Raw genomic sequence first — 17,831 nt, 5'->3', positions numbered from 1 at the left:
AAAATTTAAAGCATTCAACTGACTTAAAAAACTGTTCGAAGCTAGACTAATTAAGCCATACTGACTTTACAACTAGTGGTGAGCAATAAATATGAAAACAATGTTACTTTTTACACTGATACTTTTTTTATTTTCTTGTGGCTCTGTATCAATGAGCAATGGTCAACAAAAAATTATAATTAATGGTCAATCAACTCCTTGCGATATTCACCGCAAAGAGATCGATCCCAATTGTAAAACAGAGCATAACAGCCAAACACCACAAGCAAACATTAAAGCTGATACCCCCAGCGCGGAATAATCGCTTGTTCAACACCTAAATGGTCTAACATTCTGCCTACCATAAAATCAATTAAATCATTAATCGACTTGGGGTGATGATAAAAGCCAGGTGCCGCTGGCATGACAGTAACGCCCATTTGTGAAAGTGTCAGCATATTTTGTAAGTGTATAGTAGAAAAAGGTGATTCTCGTACCACTAAAATCAACTGGCCTCTTTCTTTAATAACAACATCGGCGGCACGCTCAATCAAGTTGTCACTCATACCTAAGGTAATAGCAGCTAATGTGCCAGTTGAACAAGGACAGACAATCATTTTTTTAGGGGCTGCAGAACCTGAAGCCACGGGGGAGAACCATTGTTCTTTGCCAAAGACTGTGATTTGTGAAGGTTTTGCTTTAAATTTTTCACTGAGAAATTGAGTGGCACCGTCAGGGGAGCCCGGTATTTTAACGCCAACTTCTGTGTCAAGAACAACCCGTGCTGCGCTTGAACATAAAACATAAATTTGTACATTCGCCGCCACTAAACATTCGATTAATCTTAATGCATAGGGAGCACCAGATGCGCCAGTAATTGCGACAGTAATTTTTTCTCTAAACTCGTTCATAACTATCCTTTATTTGCTAATTGATCTAATATTTTTTGGTGAATGTTGCCAAATCCACCATTACTCATCACGACGATAGTATCGTCTGCTTGTGAGTTGTTAACGATATGACTCACTAAAACATCGATATCTGTTTCAACAAAACACGGCTGTCGGCATTCTTTAATCAGTGTATTTACCGACCATTGCACTTGCTCATCTTGAAATAAATAGACAACGTCTGCTTGTGCTAATGATGCTGGGAGAGTGTCTTTATGAACACCTGATTTCATGGTGTTTGATCTTGGTTCTAATACCGCGATTACCCGACATGATTGATCGCCCTCACCGTTAGCACTTACATTAGCTCGAACACCGGCTAACGTTTTAGCAATAGCGGTAGGGTGATGGGCAAAGTCATCAAATACACGCACCTTGCCTACTTCACCGCGCAGCTCTAAACGCCTTTTGGTATTAATAAACTCGGCCAGTGCATCAATAGCAACATGGCTAGGAACGCCGGCATGTCGAGCAGCGGCAATAGCCATTAAACCGTTATCGATATTAAAATCACCAATCAAATTCCATTTTACGGTGCCTTGTATTTCATCCTTAAAGTAGACAATAAACTCACTACCATCGCCAGTAAGCTTTTCTGCATACCAGCCAGCTTTACTAAATTCATTGTCGACACTAAATTCGGTGGGTGTCCAGCAACCTTGTGCTAAAGTTTCAGTGATGGCTGATTCATTTTTAGGTGACAATACTAGGCCGTTACTTGGCACCATACGAATAAGATGATGAAATTGGCGTTGTATATCAGACAAGTCATTAAAAATATCAGCGTGATCAAACTCCATGTTATTAATCACTAAGGTGCGCGGACGATAATGAACAAACTTAGAGCGCTTATCAAAAAAGGCGGTATCGTATTCATCGGCTTCAATGATAAAAAAGGGGGCGTCACCTAAACGTGCAGAACAATCGAAATTTTGTGGTACACCGCCAATTAAGAAACCTGGTTTCATATGAGCATACTCTAGGATCCAGGCAACCATAGAGCTGGTGGTAGTTTTGCCATGAGTACCCGAAATAGCGATGACCCAACGGTCTTTTAAAACATTATCTAATAACCACTGCGGGCCAGACGTGTAGGCGATATTTCTATCGAGTACATATTCAACCATAACATTGCCGCGTGACATGGCGTTGCCAACAATCACTAAATCAGGTTCATCTTTTAAATGTTCTGTTAAGTAGCCTTGTTTTAACTCAATACCTAATTGTTCAAGTTGTGTGCTCATTGGCGGATAAACATTAGCATCGCAACCTGAAACACGATGCCCCAGCTGTTTTGCAATAGCGGCTATACCGCCCATAAATGTGCCGCAAATACCTAAAATGTGAATATGCATGTTATGTCCGTTAAAGCTTGGTTACCTTGGCATTGCTGTGGCAACCAGTAATAAAAATAAGATCAAAATAATCTCTGATAATATACCTGATAAGAAAGTAAAAAGGCATTGCAATGCCTTGTTAATTTAGTAAGTATGCATAGCCATACTAAATTAAAGGATGCGACGTGCGATCACCTTCACTACAATCACTTCATATTTACCCGATTAAATCGGCTGCTGGTATCTCATTATCGACTAGTTGGGTTGATGACTTGGGCTTGAGCCTTGACCGCCGCTTTGTCATAACAGATAAAAATGGCCAATTTATAACCGCTCGCACTGAACCAACACTTTGCCTTATTAAGGTTAATTTATCTGTACAGGGCTTAATATTAACCGCTCCAGATATGCCAGCGCTGCATGTACTTTATCAAGAATTGTCACCCACCTATAAAAAAGTAACGGTATGGCAAGATGATATACAAGCACAGTATGGCCATGAAAATTTTGACTTATGGTTCAGCCAATTCCTAAAAAAACCTTGCCAACTTCTTTATTTTGGTCACAAATCACAGCGTTTAGTTAGCAAAAGCCATAAAAAAATCGCTTTTGCTGACGGTTATCCACTATTACTTACCTCTCAGGCATCACTCGATGATTTAAATAACCGGCTAATTCAACAATCAATCCCTGCGATTACCATGAAACAATTTAGACCTAATATTGTGGCTAACCTCTGCGATGCCTACGCCGAAGACACTTGGCAGCATATTCGTATTGGCGAGGTTGAATTTGAAGTAACCAAGCCTTGTTCTCGTTGCATTTTCACTACAGTGAACCCTAACAATGCCGAAAATCATCCACAGCAAGAACCGCTAACAACCTTAATAAACTACCGACAAGTGGCTAGTGGAGATGTGATGTTTGGGCAAAATTTAATTGCACTTAATCAAGGGAGTATTGAGCAAAGTGATGAAATTTTTATTTTAAAGAAGCAAAATCCACCTATATTTATACCCAAGCCAACAAAAAAAGCAGCTAACAAAAAAACGCCTACACAAGCCAGTGTTAACAAGGAGCCAAAAAAAATGCGTAAAGGAAAAGTTAATTTAAACTTTGAGTCATGGAACAAAAACGTTATTGGTAACACAAAAGACTCTATTTTAGAACAAGGTGAGTCAGCAGGAATGCTACTACCCTATTCATGTCGTGGTGGCATGTGTGGTCGTTGTAAAATAAAACTAATAGATGGTGATGTTAGACAATTAGCTAACGACGGTTTAAGTGACGACGAGAAAGAGCAAGGCTTTGTTTTAGCTTGTAGCTCAGTGCCACAATCAGACTTAGTGCTAGCAAAAAAATAATAAGCAACGGCTCTTATTAAAAAGAATAATACCCGATAAACCTTCGATACATATAGCCTAACGTGACTAAAGTGAGCTGCAGTTGATACCGTTCACTTTTTAACGGCTCGCCTTTTTTTATAACTCACCATCTATGAACAAGCTTTAATAAGCGGATATGCTTTACTTTAGCGCTGAGATAATTCAATCCTCTTTACTATATTTTATCTGCTATATATCTAGCATTTTATCATTCTACTTTTAATCCCCTCTAGCAGTATCACGCTGATGTTTGATGTAAATCAAAAATAAAACAGCTGCACCATTAGACAAATGACAACTTGATTTAAATCAAACTTTGCATTTTAGCAAAGTGACAAAATCAGCCCATTAATGAGTTCTCAAGAAATAAAAACTTAACCACATTAAATAACTTCACTGTGTGTGACCTCCTCATTGGCTCGCAATAACGTGTATCGAGCCGCAAGAAACATACATAAAAACAGATAGGATATACATGATGAAATTTACTAAAAAAAAATTATCACTGGCTTTAATTGCCAGCTCTATTATTTCTGCACCTTTTGCAATGGCAGACGATGCGCCAATCAATTCAGGTATTAAAAAAGCACTTACAGACAGTAAAGTAAAGCTGAGTTTACGCGCCCACTATGAAGGTGTTGATGAAGACGGCGCAAATGGCGCCACAGATAAAGATGCAACAGCGTTAACAGTAAAGTCTCGCCTGACCCTACAAACAGGTGATTATAAAAGCTGGTCGCTAGGCCTTGAGGTTGATAATGTAACCGCCATTGTTGATGATTATAATGACTTAACCTTTGATTACTCTGGCAGTGATGCTGTTGTTGCTGACCCTGAAATAACCGACGTTAACCAGGCTTTTTTACAATACCGTAGCGGAAAAGTAAAATTAACAGCTGGTCGCCAACGTATTTTACATAATAACCAGCGTTTTATTGGTGGTGTTGGCTGGCGTCAAAATGAACAAACCTATGACGGTTACCGAATTGAATATACCGCAAGCGCTACACTTTCCCTGGATTACAGCTACATCTATAACGCAAACCGCATTTTTGGCGATGACAAAAAAGGTGACGATCTTTCAGGTGCGTTTCATTTTGCGAATGCTACCTACAAAATAAATACGGACACAAAATATCAGCATTTGCTTATGTATTAGACTTTGATAGAGCACATGCAATGTCTTCAAGTACCGTCGGCGCACTTTACAAGGGTAAATTTGGCGCGGTAAGTGTTAACTTAAGTGCAGCGATACAAAGCGACGCCGGTGATAACGCCGTAAATTACAATGCTGAGATAGCGACTGACTTAGGTCAAGTTACATTACTAGCAGGCATTGAGGTTTTAGGCAGTGATAACGCTAAAGCAGCATTTAGCACACCTTTTGCGACCTTACATAAATTCCAAGGCTTTTCAGATAAATTCTTAAATACTGGTAGCAGTACTGGCATGCCAAATGGTGTTGAAGATACATACATTTGCGTTAAAACAAAATTGGCCGGAGTTAAGTTAGCGGCAACATTCCATGACCTATCGTCAAATGAAGGCAATATAGATTATGGTACAGAATTAGATCTTGTCGCTGCCTATACCTTTAAAAAGGATTACGACTTACTGGTAAAGTTTGCCCATTACAGTGCTGATGAATTGAGTAGGGATACCAGCAAACTATGGATACAAGTTGCAACTAAGTTCTAGAAACTTACGCTTGAACATCATATTAATTAAAGGCTGTTACATAAGTATCAGCCTTTTTTATCTGGGGTGCCTGTTATGTTATTAAAAAACCAACAAAAACAACAGTAAAGCAGCAAAGTAAAAATATATAATGAATTGTCAATGACGAGCGATTAGAATAGCCGCGTTTATTATCTTCCTACCCGAGGGACTATTTTGTTATTAATGCTCGACAATTACGACTCTTTTACTTTTAATTTAGTACACTACTTCCAAGCATTAGGGCAAGAGGTCGTCGTTGCGCGAAATGACCAAATAACTTTAGCTGAAATTAGGGTATTATCACCCCAGCATATTGTTATTTCTCCAGGTCCATGTTCTCCAAATGAAGCGGGATTATCATTAGAGATAGTTAAACACTTTGCTGGTAAAGTGCCAATTTTAGGGGTTTGCTTAGGTCATCAGTGTATTGCTCAACACTTTGGTGCAAGTATTGAAAAAGCACTTGTCGTGATGCATGGGAAAACAAGCAGAATAAAACATAACGAAAGTGGCTTATTCCATCAGTTAAATAACCCTTTAACTGTGACTCGCTATCATTCATTAATTGTTAATAAAGACACTTTGCCTGATTGCCTTGAAGTAACGGCTTGGAGCAAAGATGAACAGGGTAAAAACAATGAAATTATGGCCTTAGCCCATAAAAAATTGCCTATTGTAGGTGTACAGTTTCATCCTGAATCGATTTTAACTGAACAAGGCATGATGTTGCTGAAGAACTTTATTACTCACTGCAGATAAAACAAGAAAATTAGCGTCAGGCGATCACCCTCACTTGTTATCATTCATACTTTTGTGTAGGTCGCCGATAAAGACTATTCAAGTTCAACTTTATTGGAAAACACCCTATTAGCTCATGCAGATATTTGAAAACAACGACTTAGTCGCGCCAATTTATAAAAGAGCGATGAGCTTAATGATCAGTAAAGGCTTTGCTGAAAAACAAAGTGGAAAAGTGTCTGTTGCTGTCCATCAAAACAGCGAACAAGCTAATCGCCGCAGAGAATTACTTGCGGTTGAAGAAGAAGCAAATAAAAATAAAATCATTCAGGCCCACGGAGAAAGTTTTTTTACTGAGCAAGTCATGGCTAAATTTTTTACCCATGTGACCACTGAAGTAAACAAAAAATTTGATAACAAAGAAAATCTCTACAATAAAATATTAAAAATTGAAGATGCCATTCCCAGTATTATGGAGATATTGTCAGTGCGCGCCGCTTCGATTAATCGTATTATTCCTTTAGCTAAATCATTGCCTTGGTTAGCCAATGAGCTAATTAATCTGGTTAATAAACCACAGTATCGTAAACGGGCCGATGTCCAAGTTACTGACGCAAGTTTAGCATTAAGTTATATCGGCTTAGACAATTTAAAGTTAGTCATGCCAACCTTTATGCTCAAGCATTGGTTACCTAATAGCACGGCTCCTTACACGTCAATGAAAAGAAAACTTTGGAATGACAGTTTGGCTGTTGCCATGTCTTCCTCCGTATTGGCTAAAAAAGCAGGCATGGATGAATTTTCGGCTTTTGCTGCAGGCATGTTTAGTCACCTAGGACTAATCGCTGTTTCTCGCTGCTTTTTAACGACTTACAGTGAATTACATACCGCAGAGTTAAAAGCTGCTTACGAGAATAAAGATAAAAAACTTCATGATACATTAGCTGCCTTTGACGCTTCGCCGGACTTATTAATTGAACAGCTAATAACACGCAGTAGCAAGATATCTGCAGATTTAGTGGAGTTGATGCGTCTAGACCGCTTGCAAATTACCGAAGCTATATTTGATCTTGCCTATACAGAAACATTAGAAAAAATGTGCCCACTAGCGCAAATAGTCACCAAAGCAAAAGCGTATGTTGCTTTTAGAAGCTTAGCTAAAGATGATTTAATCAGTAATGATGAAGCTAAGTTACTGTTAACAACAGTGCGAATCACGCCTCAAGAGATCAATTTGTTAAAGAAAAGCGACATTGATCACATAAAATTAAATTTTAAATAATTTTTGATTAATTATGAAAAGTTTACCTATTGTTAATAACGCACTGTGTTCGTTACCTAACGAGCAATTCCGTTAGTAAGCCTATAAAACTCTCTTTATATAGTTATGCATCTATACTGAATAAAACATGGCAAGCCTTTGTTTTACAAGGTCTGCAGTCATTTTGAGCAAGACAGTACTTGTTTTCTCTGTCATACTTAGCGCCTAATTTTTAGCTTCACCATTTTTATGTTTGCTGAAAAATAAACTAATATAAGGTTTTTACCTGCTGAGCTATTTTGCGGTAATGCCAAGATACACTGCACAGCAGTGTTTAATAACTAGAGGTGTGAACAATGACTAACCATTTTCCTGTAGACCGTAAATTATTTGATGACGTAATGGTACCTAACTATGCGCCGTCAACGGTTATCCCTGTACGTGGTAAAGGCTCTCGTGTTTGGGATCAACAAGACCGTGAATTTATTGATTTTGCTGGCGGTATTGCTGTTAACTGTTTAGGCCATTGTCACCCAGCTTTGGTTGGCGCATTAAAAGAACAAGCTGATAAAATTTGGCACCTATCAAACGTAATGACGAATGAACCCGCTTTACGTTTAGCTAAAAAAATGGTTGATCATACTTTTGCAGATAAAGTTTACTTTGCTAACTCGGGCGCTGAAGCAAATGAAGCAGCCCTTAAGTTAGCTCGTCGCTGGGCACTTGACGTTCATGGCGCAGGCAAAACACAAATTATTGCATTTAATCAAGGTTTTCATGGCCGTACTTTCTTTACCGTTACTGTCGGTGGACAAAAAGCTTATTCAGATGGTTTTGGCCCTAAGCCTGGTGATATAGATCACGTTGATTACAACGATCTAGAAGCACTAAAAGCAATTATGTCTGATAAAACTTGTGCCATAATGATTGAACCATTACAAGGTGAAGGTGGTTTAGTTTCTCCGACACAAGAGTTCATTGAAGGTGTTCGTGAACTTTGTGATCAACATAACGCTTTACTAATCTTTGATGAAGTGCAGACAGGTGTTGGCCGTACTGGCGATTTATATGCTTATATGGGTGTAAATGTTGTACCAGATATTTTAACAACCGCAAAAGCATTAGGTGGTGGTTTTCCAATCGGCGCGATGATAACAACAACCGAACTTGCTAAACACCTTAAAATAGGTACTCACGGCAGTACTTATGGTGGTAACCCATTAGCCTGTGCTGTAGCTGAAGCTGCATTTGATACGGTTAATACGCCAGAAATTCTAAATGGTGTAAAAGAAAAAGCAAAACGCTACGTTGCAGGTTTAAACGCAATTAACGCTAAGCACAAAGTATTTAAAGAAATTCGTGGTAAAGGCTTGTTAATTGGTGCGGTACTAACCGAGCAGTATCATGGCAAAGCAAAAGACTTTTTAAACGCAGCTTTAGAAGAAGGTGTTATGACCTTAGTTGCTGGCGCAAACATTATTCGTTTTGCTCCTTCATTAGTTATTCCAGATGCTGATATTGATGAAGGCTTAGCGCGTTTTGAAAAAGCTGTTGCTAAACTAGCAAAATAGTCATTGTTAAATTACCTTAATAAAACAATTATACCGTTGAAATTGTAGTTATTTTTCTAAAATGACTGCAATTTCATTTTTCTTTGTAAAAAATGAGATCTTTCTATGATTATTATACGCCCTATTCAAGCGAGCGATTATGACTCTTTACATCGTATTGCGATAGAATCAGGACACGGTTTTACATCACTACCTGTCAATGAAGGCTTATTAAAGCAACGTATCGCCCATTCTGAGTATTCTTTCGATAAAGATGTGTCGCACCCGTCTAACGAAGGTTATCTGTTTGTAATGGAAGATACTGATACAGGCCAGGTTGTTGGTACAAGTGGAATTGAAGCCGCTGTAGGTTTAGAAGATGCTTTTTACCATTATCATTTAGGTAAAGTCGTCCATAACTCTCGTGAGTTAGGCATTTATAATACCGTAGAAACATTGTCACTGTGTAATGACTACACGGGTGCATCTGAAATTTGTACTTTGTTTTTGGGTGAGAGTCACCGAAAAAATAAAAATGGCCGTTTTCTGTCTCGTTGTCGCTTTTTGTTTATGGCTGAACATCAGGAGCGCTTTGCAGACAGAGTTATCGCTGAGATGCGAGGTATATCTGATGAAGAAGGACGCTCTCCTTTTTGGAATTGGTTAGAAGAGCATTTCTTTTCGATGGACTTTCCAACAGCCGATTACTTAACCGGTATTGGTAAAAAAGTCTTTATCGCTGAGTTAATGCCAAAGCATCCTATCTATGTCAGTTTATTAAGCAAAGATGCACAAAAAGTGATTAACGAAGTTCATCCTAAGACATTACCTGCCTTGCGATTATTAGAAGCCGAAGGTTTTGCCCGCCGCGGATACGTTGACATCTTTGATGGCGGCCCCACGGTTGAAGCACAAACAGCCAAAGTTAAAACAATCCGAAATAGTGGCAAGTATCAAGTCATTATTGGTGAGACAGATGATAAAGCTAATTTTATTATTTGTAACACAAAAGTTGCAGGTTTTAGAGCGGTTCAAGCGAAGGTATCGCTAAGAGCAACTGCTGAACAGGTGTTAATGTCAGACGATATCGCTAAAGCACTGCATGTAAATGAAGGTGATTTTGTACGCTTAGTTCGCAATTAAAGTAAACCTTGATTCTCTAAGCAATCATTTTATTTCACTGAGCAGCGCGCAGTGAAATAATAATTAGTTCATTAGGTGATTTATTCATATCACCTGGTAACGTCGCAAAGTATAAGGACAGAAAAATGTCAAAAGCAATACAATTAATTAATGGTCAGTGGCAAGCAGGTTTAGGTCACGATGTTAGCTCGTTAAACCCAGCAAGAAACACAGTTATTTGGCAGGGAAAGTCTGCTTCTAAAGAACAAGTTGATATTGCGGTAAAAAGTGCGAGAGCGGCGTTTGAGTCATGGGCAGACATGAGCCTAGAGGCACGTATTGCTATTGCTGAAAAATTTGCTGTACTTCTTGGCGAGAACAAAGAAAATCTGGCAATAACCATAGCCGAAGAAACAGGTAAACCTCTTTGGGAAACCCGTACAGAAGTTGGCGCTATGATGGGTAAAATAGCGATTTCTGTCAAAGCAAACAATGAGCGAACGGGTACTGTTGAAAACCCAATGCCTGGCGCAAAAGCAATGATACGTCATAAGCCTCATGGTGTTGTTGCCATTTTTGGTCCTTACAACTTCCCTGGTCATTTACCTAACGGTCATATTGTTCCTGCATTAATAGCGGGTAACACGGTTGTATTTAAACCAAGTGAATTAACACCAAAAGTTGCTGAAGAAACCTTAAAACTTTGGTTACAGGCGGGTTTACCAAACGGTGTCATAAATCTCGTACAAGGTGAAGTTGAAACAGGCAAAGCGCTTGCTTCACATCCACAAATCGATGGTTTGTTTTTTACCGGCAGTTCAAATACTGGCCATTTATTACATGAACAATTTGGCGGCCAACCCGGTAAAATCTTAGCTTTAGAAATGGGTGGAAATAACCCACTAATCGTTAAAGATATTAGCGATGTTAAAGCGGTAGTGCATGATATTATTCAATCAGCCTTTGTTACTACAGGACAGCGTTGTACCTGTTCAAGACGCTTATTTATTGAAGCAGGCGAACAAGGTGATGCTATTATCACAAAGCTTATTGAAGCGACAAAAGCGATTAAAATAGGTTATTTTGACGATGAAGAACAACCTTTTATCGGTTCAATGATTTCTGAAAAAGCAGCGTTAAGTCTTGTTGCTGCACAGCAACAGTTACTAGATTTAGGTGCACAATCATTAGTTGAAATGAAGCATTTAGAAGTAGGTACAGGTTTTATTTCTCCGGGTATTGTTGATGTAACATCGATTAAAGCTATGCCCGATGATGAGCATTTTGGTCCGTTATTAAAAGTATACCGTTACACAGATTTCGACGCGGCGATCAATGAAGCAAACAATACTTCATTTGGTTTATCTGCTGGCTTATTAAGTGACAGTGAAGATTTATATAACCACTTTTTCCGTAGAATACGTGCAGGCATTGTTAATTGGAATAAACCGATTACTGGCGCAAGTAGTGCGGCTCCATTTGGTGGTATTGGCGCAAGTGGTAATCATAGAGCAAGTGCATTCTATGCAGCTGATTACTGTGCTTACCCAGTAGCCTCTGTCGAAGCACCTAAAGTGTCATTACCAGCAACATTAAGCCCAGGCTTAAGCATTTAGGCACATTTACAGCAATGTACGCTAATAAGTTAATGATCAAAGCTGGGCTTCGTCCCAGCTTTTTTAAGAATATAGATCAAATCTAGCCATTTAGCCTGAATAGTTAGTAGTGACTCGCATTTTCATAAATCCTTTTAAAATGAACGCCTCTCTTTAACTATTCATTAATCACTAATTTTACCAACTCCTACTACGGATATTTACATGACAAATATTAATTCAATTCAACACCAGCAAGTTACTGACTTGTTCGCTAACATTTGGCAAAACTATATTGAAGTTACGCCTTCTGCCGATAAAATTCATCACTTACTTAGCTCAGGAGGCGATTTAATCAACGATCATGTTGCTTATCGAACTTTTGATAGTGCGAAGGTAAATTTAGATAAATTAGCCGCTATCTTAATAGCGCTAGGTTATAAATATTCTGGTGAATATGACTTTTCAAGTAAAAAACTTAATGCAAAACATTTTGAACACAGTGATGCTAGCTTGCCAAAAGTTTTTATAAGTGAGTTACGCGTCAAAGAATTTTCAGTTAATGTTCAAAACATTATCGAAAAAATGGTTAGTGCTATAGACGATGAGAAGGTTGCCCAGAGTAGTTTCTTGTATTCTGGTACCCATTGGCAAGTAAGCAAAGCAGAGTACCAAACGTTGTTAGCAGAAAGTGAATATGCTGCTTGGGTGGCTGCTTGGGGTTACCGTGCAAACCACTTTACGGTTAGTATCAATCACCTAGATAACTTTTCGACTATTGAAAAGGTAAATAGCGCCGTTAAAGCAGGTGGGTTTTTATTAAACACTAACGGCGGTGAAATCAAAGGCGACTCACTCGTTAAACTTGAACAATCGTCGACCATGGCAGATAAAGCTATTGTTAAATTTTCAGATGGAGAAGTAGAGATCCCTAGCTGTTTTTATGAATTTGCTAAGCGATACCCATTAAATTCTGGCGAGCTATATGCTGGTTTTGTTGCAGCTTCTGCAGATAAGATATTTGAAAGTACCAACGCTGCTTAGTTACAAAACTACTCTATCCTAGACTTTATATAATCACCCGTTTTAAATAAAATCTTTTCGCGGCCTTTAAATTCAATCCTAAATTGATTCAAGGCCGCTTTTCAGGTTATTGTCTGCGTAATACAGTTTGATAGCCAAATCATCAGAGATTAAGTTTTTATTATCTTTTAACATAATGCTAATAATTCATTCTCTCGTATTCGTCAAATATCCAATAATACTGCAAGTTCAAGGCATCAGTATTGTGGCTTAACCACAACATTTGATAGCAAAAAAATGTTCATATAACAAAATTTCAAGTCACAACACCTAAACCTGCATTATAAAAACGCAATGAAGACAAAAATTTAAAATCGACACTATAGTTTTAATCTTTGATAAAAACCATCATCAAGCTGAAGCCGCTATAAATCGAAACGTTGATACCAATATGCTTGCTCATTCGATCACACAAGCGGATAGTTATGATGGGCCCCCTTTGCGCGGCAACAGCAAACTGACACACGTTAGGAAGAAATCAGAAAATTAAAGCGCAAGTAAAACGCCTTGAGATGGAGTGTAAAGTCGTAAGTATTAAAAGTAATAATTACTATACTTATCAAGATATAAAGATAATAGTACTGATGGTCATATCCATGAATAAATGATTGTGTTAATCAAACACATCGCTAAATTTAGTGGCAATAAGTATTATGCTAAACACATTAAGAAGGAGATCAATACGCTGATCTTTTCAATTAACCACAGAAAAAAAACAAAATCAACTTGAAGATACTTGGCTGAACAGCTGAAAATTGTCATTAATTCTACCATTCGAATTAGCACCAATCTTTGGCAGGATAGCATCAGAGAATTTATCTATATTTCGCCTGAATGCTTTTGCCGTGGCATAATATTGGTTATTTCTCACTTTTTCATTCATGACTTTCCATAGCCGCTCTATCGGGGTCAAATTAGGACTGTAAGTAGGTAGATAATGAAGAATTATGCCTAACTCCTTTGCAGCTTTATCTTTTACTGTTTGAGAGCGATGATATCCTGCACCATCCGATACTAAACTGATTTTTTCCTTATCCGCATAAAACGCTCTGGTCTGATCGAAAAAATCTATGATTTATTCACCATTTACCGCTTTATACTGTGCTGTAATTGTATCTGATAGATGGCCTAGCCTAATTGCACCAACAATATTTAGTCGGGTTCGACTGCCTGTGGTTTTAATTATTTTATCAACGCCAGTTAGTATCCATCCACAACTTACTTTAGTGGCTTGTGTTGAATGAACAGCATCCATAAAGAATAAAACATCCTTCTGTACTAATGAGGTTTTGACCTCTTTATATTTCACAATAAAGGCCTCTTGTTTTTCTGTGTCAAATTTATGAAGCACCCCCTTGGGCTGTTTATAACTAAATCCGTTTTTATGTAGCCATTTATTCAAGCCTAGCACTGAATAAACGATGTCGTAAATCTGTTTGATATAACTGTAAATTTGATGAGTATGTAAATAAGTCACTTGAGCTAAATGCTTAACGAGCTGTTGTGTTTGCTCTATTGATAATTGACTTATCGAACCGCCATTTTCAGGCTTTAATTTATATGAGTGAATATAATATTTTATGTGCTGTCGAACGATTGTTTCGGGAATAAGTAGTGCTTCAGCAATTTCCTCAAAACTCCAACCATTACTCGCATGGATAACTGACTTGATGTGGTCACGTACTCGACCATCACGTGTTTTATCGTGTTGAATTTTGAGTGCTTTTTTTTGGAGGCTAGTCAGTATCATTTTCATTGTGACTAGCATGATCCTCATTGAAGATAAAATCAAGCGTCTACGATGATCACAGGTATATACTCCCGTAAAGTTGTGGGTTGGAGTGCATATTCTCATGCATCGCGATCACCTAATACCATCGATTCCGATCACTTCTCGGTTAAAATAGTATTGAGTGATCGGCTTGAATAGTATCGTTAAATATTCACACTCTTTGTCTAGCCAGTAGGTGTTTTTAACCGTTATTCTTTTGATTTTTGATGATGAGAATGACCATGCTAACGGCACCTATTTCAATGCATAAACTTAAAGAAATTTTAAGACTAAAATACGGCTGTAAACTCAATCATCGTCAGATAGCACAAAGCTTATCTGTTTCACCCTCAATCGTGTCTAAATATGCCTGTAAATCAGCAGAGCTAGATATTACTTGCTGGCCGCTTTATGAGAAGTGGTATGATCACTCTCTACAACAAGCGTTTTTCAAAACAAAACCTCGATTAAAAGGCTTTACCATTCCTGACGGGTCGTTAGTTCAGCAAGAACTTCGGCCTAAAACCATGACGTTGTTATTGCTTTGGGAGGAATACAAAGAGCGACATGCGGAAGGATTTTACAGTTATACCCATTTCTGCTGCCAGTACAAGGCGTGGCTTAAATGCCAAAAAAGCTCGATGCGACAAAACCATAAAGCAGGTGAAAAACTGTTTGTGGGTTACTGTGGCCCAACCATGAGTATTGTTAATAGAAGTACAGGCGAATGCCGAACTGCACAAGTGTTCGTCGCGGTCATGGGAGCATCAAATTATACCTATGCTGAAGCGACTTACAGCCAGAAACTCGAAAATTGGGTGATGAGTCATGCTCGTTGTTTTGAGTTTCTTGGCGGTGTACCTGAGCTGATAATTCCTGACAACCTTAAAAGTGCTGTCACCAAACACTGCCGATATGAACCTAACTTAAACCCAACCTACCAACAACTAGCGACACATTACGATATGGTGATTGTGCCCGCTAGACCTTATAGACCAAAAGATAAAGCTAAGGCTGAAGTGGGTGTGCAAATTGTTGAACGTTGGATAATGGCACACCTTCGCAATGAAACCATCTTTAGCTTGCGTCAATTGAACGTGAAAATACAATAATTACTGGTTGGTTTAAATCAGAGGAAAATGAAAAAGCATCCTGGCTCAAAGCTCAGTCAGTTTGACACTATCGATAGACCTGCACTCAAACCTTTATCCACACAGGCTTACAGCTACACATTGGTAAAACAAGTAAAAACCATCTTAGAAAAAGGCTTGGATAAGCAACCCCTCACCATAAGCTCAAGGTGATTTACTACAAGATATTGATCATAAAAATATCCGCGGCAACAACTATTACCGTTAATAAAACTCACAAACTAAAGGAAATCTGATGAAAAATATCAATCAACAAGTCAATAACCAGTTAAGTCACTTAAAGCTAAACGGCATACGTGATGCGCTATTACAGCAATTTTAGCAACCCAATCTATACGTTGAACAAAGCTTCGAAGACAGGCTAAGTTTATTACTTGAGCATGAAATAGCTCAGCGAGACCAGCGTAAAATTGACCACCTAACTAGAGAAGCAAAGTTCAGAGTTGGTGGCACACTTACTCAACTCAACTATGGCGCAGCACGACAACTCGATAAAACTCAGATCCGTTCATTAGCACAAGGTGAATGGCTTCACCTTCACCAAAATATTTTGATTACGGGAGCAACGGGTTGTGGAAAACTTACCTCGCTTGCGCTCTTGGTCAAAACCACTGCCAACAAGGGAGTAGCGTTTATTGTTTTAGGCTCAAGGAGCTATTAGAAAAGATGTTCTTAGCGCAAGCCGATGGTAGTTATCGAAAACTGATCAATAAGCTTAGCTCTGCCAATTTACTGATCTTAAATGATTGGGGATTAGAGCCATTAACGGCTCAACAACGCAGTGATTTACTGGAATTAATTGATGCGAGATATGATACAAAATCGACTTTAATTGCCAGTCAATTACCAATAGAAAATTGGTATGAAATGATAGGAGAATCGACACATGCTGATGCGATTCTAGATAGGCTTGTTCACGGAGCAATAAAGTTAGAATTAAAAGGTGAATCGATGCGAAAAAAACTAAATTCCTTGACTGATGCCGATCACTCAAGTTAGATTTTACGAGGTCTACTGGCAGACAAAAAAGTGATCGGTTTGAATGGTATTGAGCGATCGGCATCATGGTATTACGCAGCTTAGCTAGGGTGACTGAATTAAGTTTACCAGATCAAAACTTGACATATTAAATGAATATATTCATAAGAAATCATTGAAACCAATGAAATGAGCCACCATAACTAAGTATTAAACAGATAAATAATAGAGGTCTTCATGGCTAGTATCGTCCCAGTCAAAAAAGAACAATGTAAAAAATTAAAAGTGTCCAAAAAACGTAATTTAATGCACATAGCTAACCAACATATATTACCCATCCATATTAATGAATATAGACAAGCAGCGACTAGCTTTCCTATTTTATTAGTAAAAAGACCAGAATCGTCCCATTATCGGAGTGTCGCCATACTTGGTATACAAGCAGGTGAAAATTTATATTTAACTGATGAAGAATGGAAGGCTATTTATGTTCCACAATCAGCATCTATGGTGCCATTTAGTTTAGGTTTAGATTCTGAAAAAGAAAATACTCTAACAACATGTATTGATATTGATAGTGTATTAGTCGGCGAAAGTAAAGATAATGCTTTATTTGATACGGATAACAATGAAACCGAGTATTTAAAAAATATTAGAGAGTCATTAGGAGCACTCTACGATAATGAAGTATTAACTGAAGGTTTCATTAAAGAGCTTATAAGTAATGATCTACTTATAGAGCTTGAATTAGTTATGACATTTAGCAATGATGAAAATAAAAAGCTTGTAGGGTTATTTGGTATTAATGATAAAAAATTACATCAGTTAGACGAAAGTAAAATATTAGACTTTCATAAAAGAGGTTTGTTATCAGCTATTCATGCGATGATGAGATCTTTAAATCAAATTCAGTACTTGGCTAAACTGCACAACAACGATAGTAAAAAGAGCACATTGACACAAATTAAATTCATTGCCGCTGACTCATAAAAACAATCATTTGTATAAATTAAAATATAAAAAGTGAGGCTAAACTATGGCTTATTAATACTGTTAATGCAATAAGCCAAAATTTAACGACCCTGCAACTATTTTGTGTAACTGCCAATTTTAAATAAAGTCCTTTAAACGGTCTTCGAATTCAATCATAAATTGATTCAAGACCGTTTTCCAGTTTATTATCGGCATCGTCCATTGCTTGAATGCCGCATC

General features: G+C 38.0%; 13 protein-coding genes and 3 pseudogenes. 13 read left to right on the top strand and 3 right to left on the bottom strand.

Going from position 1 to position 17,831, the window contains the following annotated elements; all coding sequences use genetic code 11:
• Positions 1-91 precede the first annotated feature (91 nt).
• Positions 92-301 carry a hypothetical protein gene (locus tag H4J67_RS10045; protein ID WP_182203617.1) on the top strand — a complete coding sequence of 70 codons (210 nt, stop codon included), beginning with the start codon at positions 92-94 and terminating at the stop codon, positions 299-301.
• Here H4J67_RS10045 and H4J67_RS10040 read toward each other — a convergent pair.
• Together H4J67_RS10040 and mpl are read right to left on the bottom strand one after the other, a co-directional pair.
• A complete protein-coding gene (locus H4J67_RS10040) occupies positions 273-890 on the bottom strand; it encodes a flavin prenyltransferase UbiX (RefSeq protein ID WP_182203615.1) in 618 nt (205 codons plus the stop codon). The genes H4J67_RS10045 and H4J67_RS10040 overlap by 29 nt on opposite strands.
• A 2-nt stretch (positions 891-892) precedes the next feature.
• Positions 893-2,284 carry a UDP-N-acetylmuramate:L-alanyl-gamma-D-glutamyl-meso-diaminopimelate ligase gene (mpl, locus tag H4J67_RS10035; protein ID WP_182203613.1) on the bottom strand — a complete coding sequence of 464 codons (1,392 nt, stop codon included), beginning with the start codon at positions 2,282-2,284 and terminating at the stop codon, positions 893-895.
• A 167-nt stretch (positions 2,285-2,451) separates the two neighbouring features.
• On the opposite strand from mpl, the gene H4J67_RS21035 reads away from it, so the two are divergent.
• The 9 genes from H4J67_RS21035 (at position 2,452) to H4J67_RS09995 (ending at position 12,680) form a co-directional block, all read left to right on the top strand.
• Positions 2,452-3,630 carry an MOSC N-terminal beta barrel domain-containing protein gene (locus H4J67_RS21035; RefSeq protein WP_182203611.1) on the top strand — a complete coding sequence of 393 codons (1,179 nt, stop codon included), beginning with the start codon at positions 2,452-2,454 and terminating at the stop codon, positions 3,628-3,630.
• A 496-nt stretch (positions 3,631-4,126) separates the two neighbouring features.
• Positions 4,127-4,810, top strand: a complete 684-nt coding sequence (locus tag H4J67_RS20570) for an alginate export family protein (protein ID WP_259368551.1) — start codon at positions 4,127-4,129, stop codon at positions 4,808-4,810.
• Positions 4,811-4,830: 20 nt separating this feature from the next.
• Entirely contained in the window at positions 4,831-5,349 is a 519-nt protein-coding gene (locus H4J67_RS20565; protein ID WP_259368550.1) for a hypothetical protein, read from the top strand.
• Between the two features lie 195 nt (positions 5,350-5,544).
• Positions 5,545-6,129, top strand: a complete 585-nt coding sequence (locus tag H4J67_RS10020; RefSeq protein WP_182169192.1) for an aminodeoxychorismate/anthranilate synthase component II — start codon at positions 5,545-5,547, stop codon at positions 6,127-6,129.
• Positions 6,130-6,244: 115 nt separating this feature from the next.
• A complete protein-coding gene (locus tag H4J67_RS10015; RefSeq protein WP_182203610.1) occupies positions 6,245-7,390 on the top strand; it encodes an HDOD domain-containing protein in 1,146 nt (381 codons plus the stop codon).
• Positions 7,391-7,725: 335 nt separating this feature from the next.
• Entirely contained in the window at positions 7,726-8,940 is a 1,215-nt protein-coding gene (locus H4J67_RS10010) for an aspartate aminotransferase family protein (protein ID WP_182203608.1), read from the top strand.
• A gap of 105 nt (positions 8,941-9,045) precedes the next feature.
• Positions 9,046-10,062 carry an arginine N-succinyltransferase gene (astA, locus tag H4J67_RS10005; RefSeq protein ID WP_182169186.1) on the top strand — a complete coding sequence of 339 codons (1,017 nt, stop codon included), beginning with the start codon at positions 9,046-9,048 and terminating at the stop codon, positions 10,060-10,062.
• 125 nt (positions 10,063-10,187) lie between these two features.
• Complete coding sequence (astD, locus tag H4J67_RS10000; protein WP_182169184.1) at positions 10,188-11,657, top strand: succinylglutamate-semialdehyde dehydrogenase; 1,470 nt, start codon at positions 10,188-10,190, stop codon at positions 11,655-11,657.
• A gap of 204 nt (positions 11,658-11,861) precedes the next feature.
• Positions 11,862-12,680 carry a DUF1338 domain-containing protein gene (locus tag H4J67_RS09995; protein ID WP_182169182.1) on the top strand — a complete coding sequence of 273 codons (819 nt, stop codon included), beginning with the start codon at positions 11,862-11,864 and terminating at the stop codon, positions 12,678-12,680.
• A gap of 760 nt (positions 12,681-13,440) precedes the next feature.
• Here H4J67_RS09995 and H4J67_RS09990 read toward each other — a convergent pair.
• Positions 13,441-14,475, bottom strand: a pseudogene (locus H4J67_RS09990) (IS630 family transposase).
• Positions 14,476-14,732: 257 nt separating this feature from the next.
• On the opposite strand from H4J67_RS09990, the pseudogene istA reads away from it, so the two are divergent.
• The 3 genes and pseudogenes from istA to H4J67_RS09975 all read left to right on the top strand — a co-directional run.
• Positions 14,733-15,752: pseudogene (gene istA, locus H4J67_RS09985) on the top strand (IS21 family transposase); the annotation flags it as partial.
• 274 nt (positions 15,753-16,026) lie between these two features.
• Positions 16,027-16,640: pseudogene (gene istB, locus H4J67_RS09980) on the top strand (IS21-like element helper ATPase IstB).
• Positions 16,641-16,856: 216 nt separating this feature from the next.
• Positions 16,857-17,609, top strand: a complete 753-nt coding sequence (locus tag H4J67_RS09975) for a SapC family protein (RefSeq protein WP_182169180.1) — start codon at positions 16,857-16,859, stop codon at positions 17,607-17,609.
• Positions 17,610-17,831 lie beyond the last annotated feature (222 nt).

It is taken from the genome of Colwellia sp. BRX10-4, from assembly GCF_014077465.1.
Taxonomy (GTDB): domain Bacteria; phylum Pseudomonadota; class Gammaproteobacteria; order Enterobacterales; family Alteromonadaceae; genus Colwellia_A.
This window is presented reverse-complemented; position numbering and strand designations above follow the sequence as displayed.

Bases quoted from the DNA above. Each gene is read 5' to 3' on its own strand.
- H4J67_RS10040 (WP_182203615.1), bottom strand. From the start codon at position 890: ATGAACGAGTTTAGAGAAAAAATTACTGTCGCAATTACTGGCGCATCT.
- astA (WP_182169186.1), top strand. From the start codon at position 9,046: ATGATTATTATACGCCCTATTCAAGCGAGCGATTATGACTCTTTACAT.
- H4J67_RS10045 (WP_182203617.1), top strand. From the start codon at position 92: ATGAAAACAATGTTACTTTTTACACTGATACTTTTTTTATTTTCTTGT.
- H4J67_RS09995 (WP_182169182.1), top strand. From the start codon at position 11,862: ATGACAAATATTAATTCAATTCAACACCAGCAAGTTACTGACTTGTTC.
- H4J67_RS10015 (WP_182203610.1), top strand. From the start codon at position 6,245: ATGCAGATATTTGAAAACAACGACTTAGTCGCGCCAATTTATAAAAGA.
- H4J67_RS20565 (WP_259368550.1), top strand. From the start codon at position 4,831: ATGTCTTCAAGTACCGTCGGCGCACTTTACAAGGGTAAATTTGGCGCG.
- H4J67_RS09975 (WP_182169180.1), top strand. From the start codon at position 16,857: ATGGCTAGTATCGTCCCAGTCAAAAAAGAACAATGTAAAAAATTAAAA.
- astD (WP_182169184.1), top strand. From the start codon at position 10,188: ATGTCAAAAGCAATACAATTAATTAATGGTCAGTGGCAAGCAGGTTTA.
- mpl (WP_182203613.1), bottom strand. From the start codon at position 2,284: ATGCATATTCACATTTTAGGTATTTGCGGCACATTTATGGGCGGTATA.
- H4J67_RS20570 (WP_259368551.1), top strand. From the start codon at position 4,127: ATGATGAAATTTACTAAAAAAAAATTATCACTGGCTTTAATTGCCAGC.
- H4J67_RS10010 (WP_182203608.1), top strand. From the start codon at position 7,726: ATGACTAACCATTTTCCTGTAGACCGTAAATTATTTGATGACGTAATG.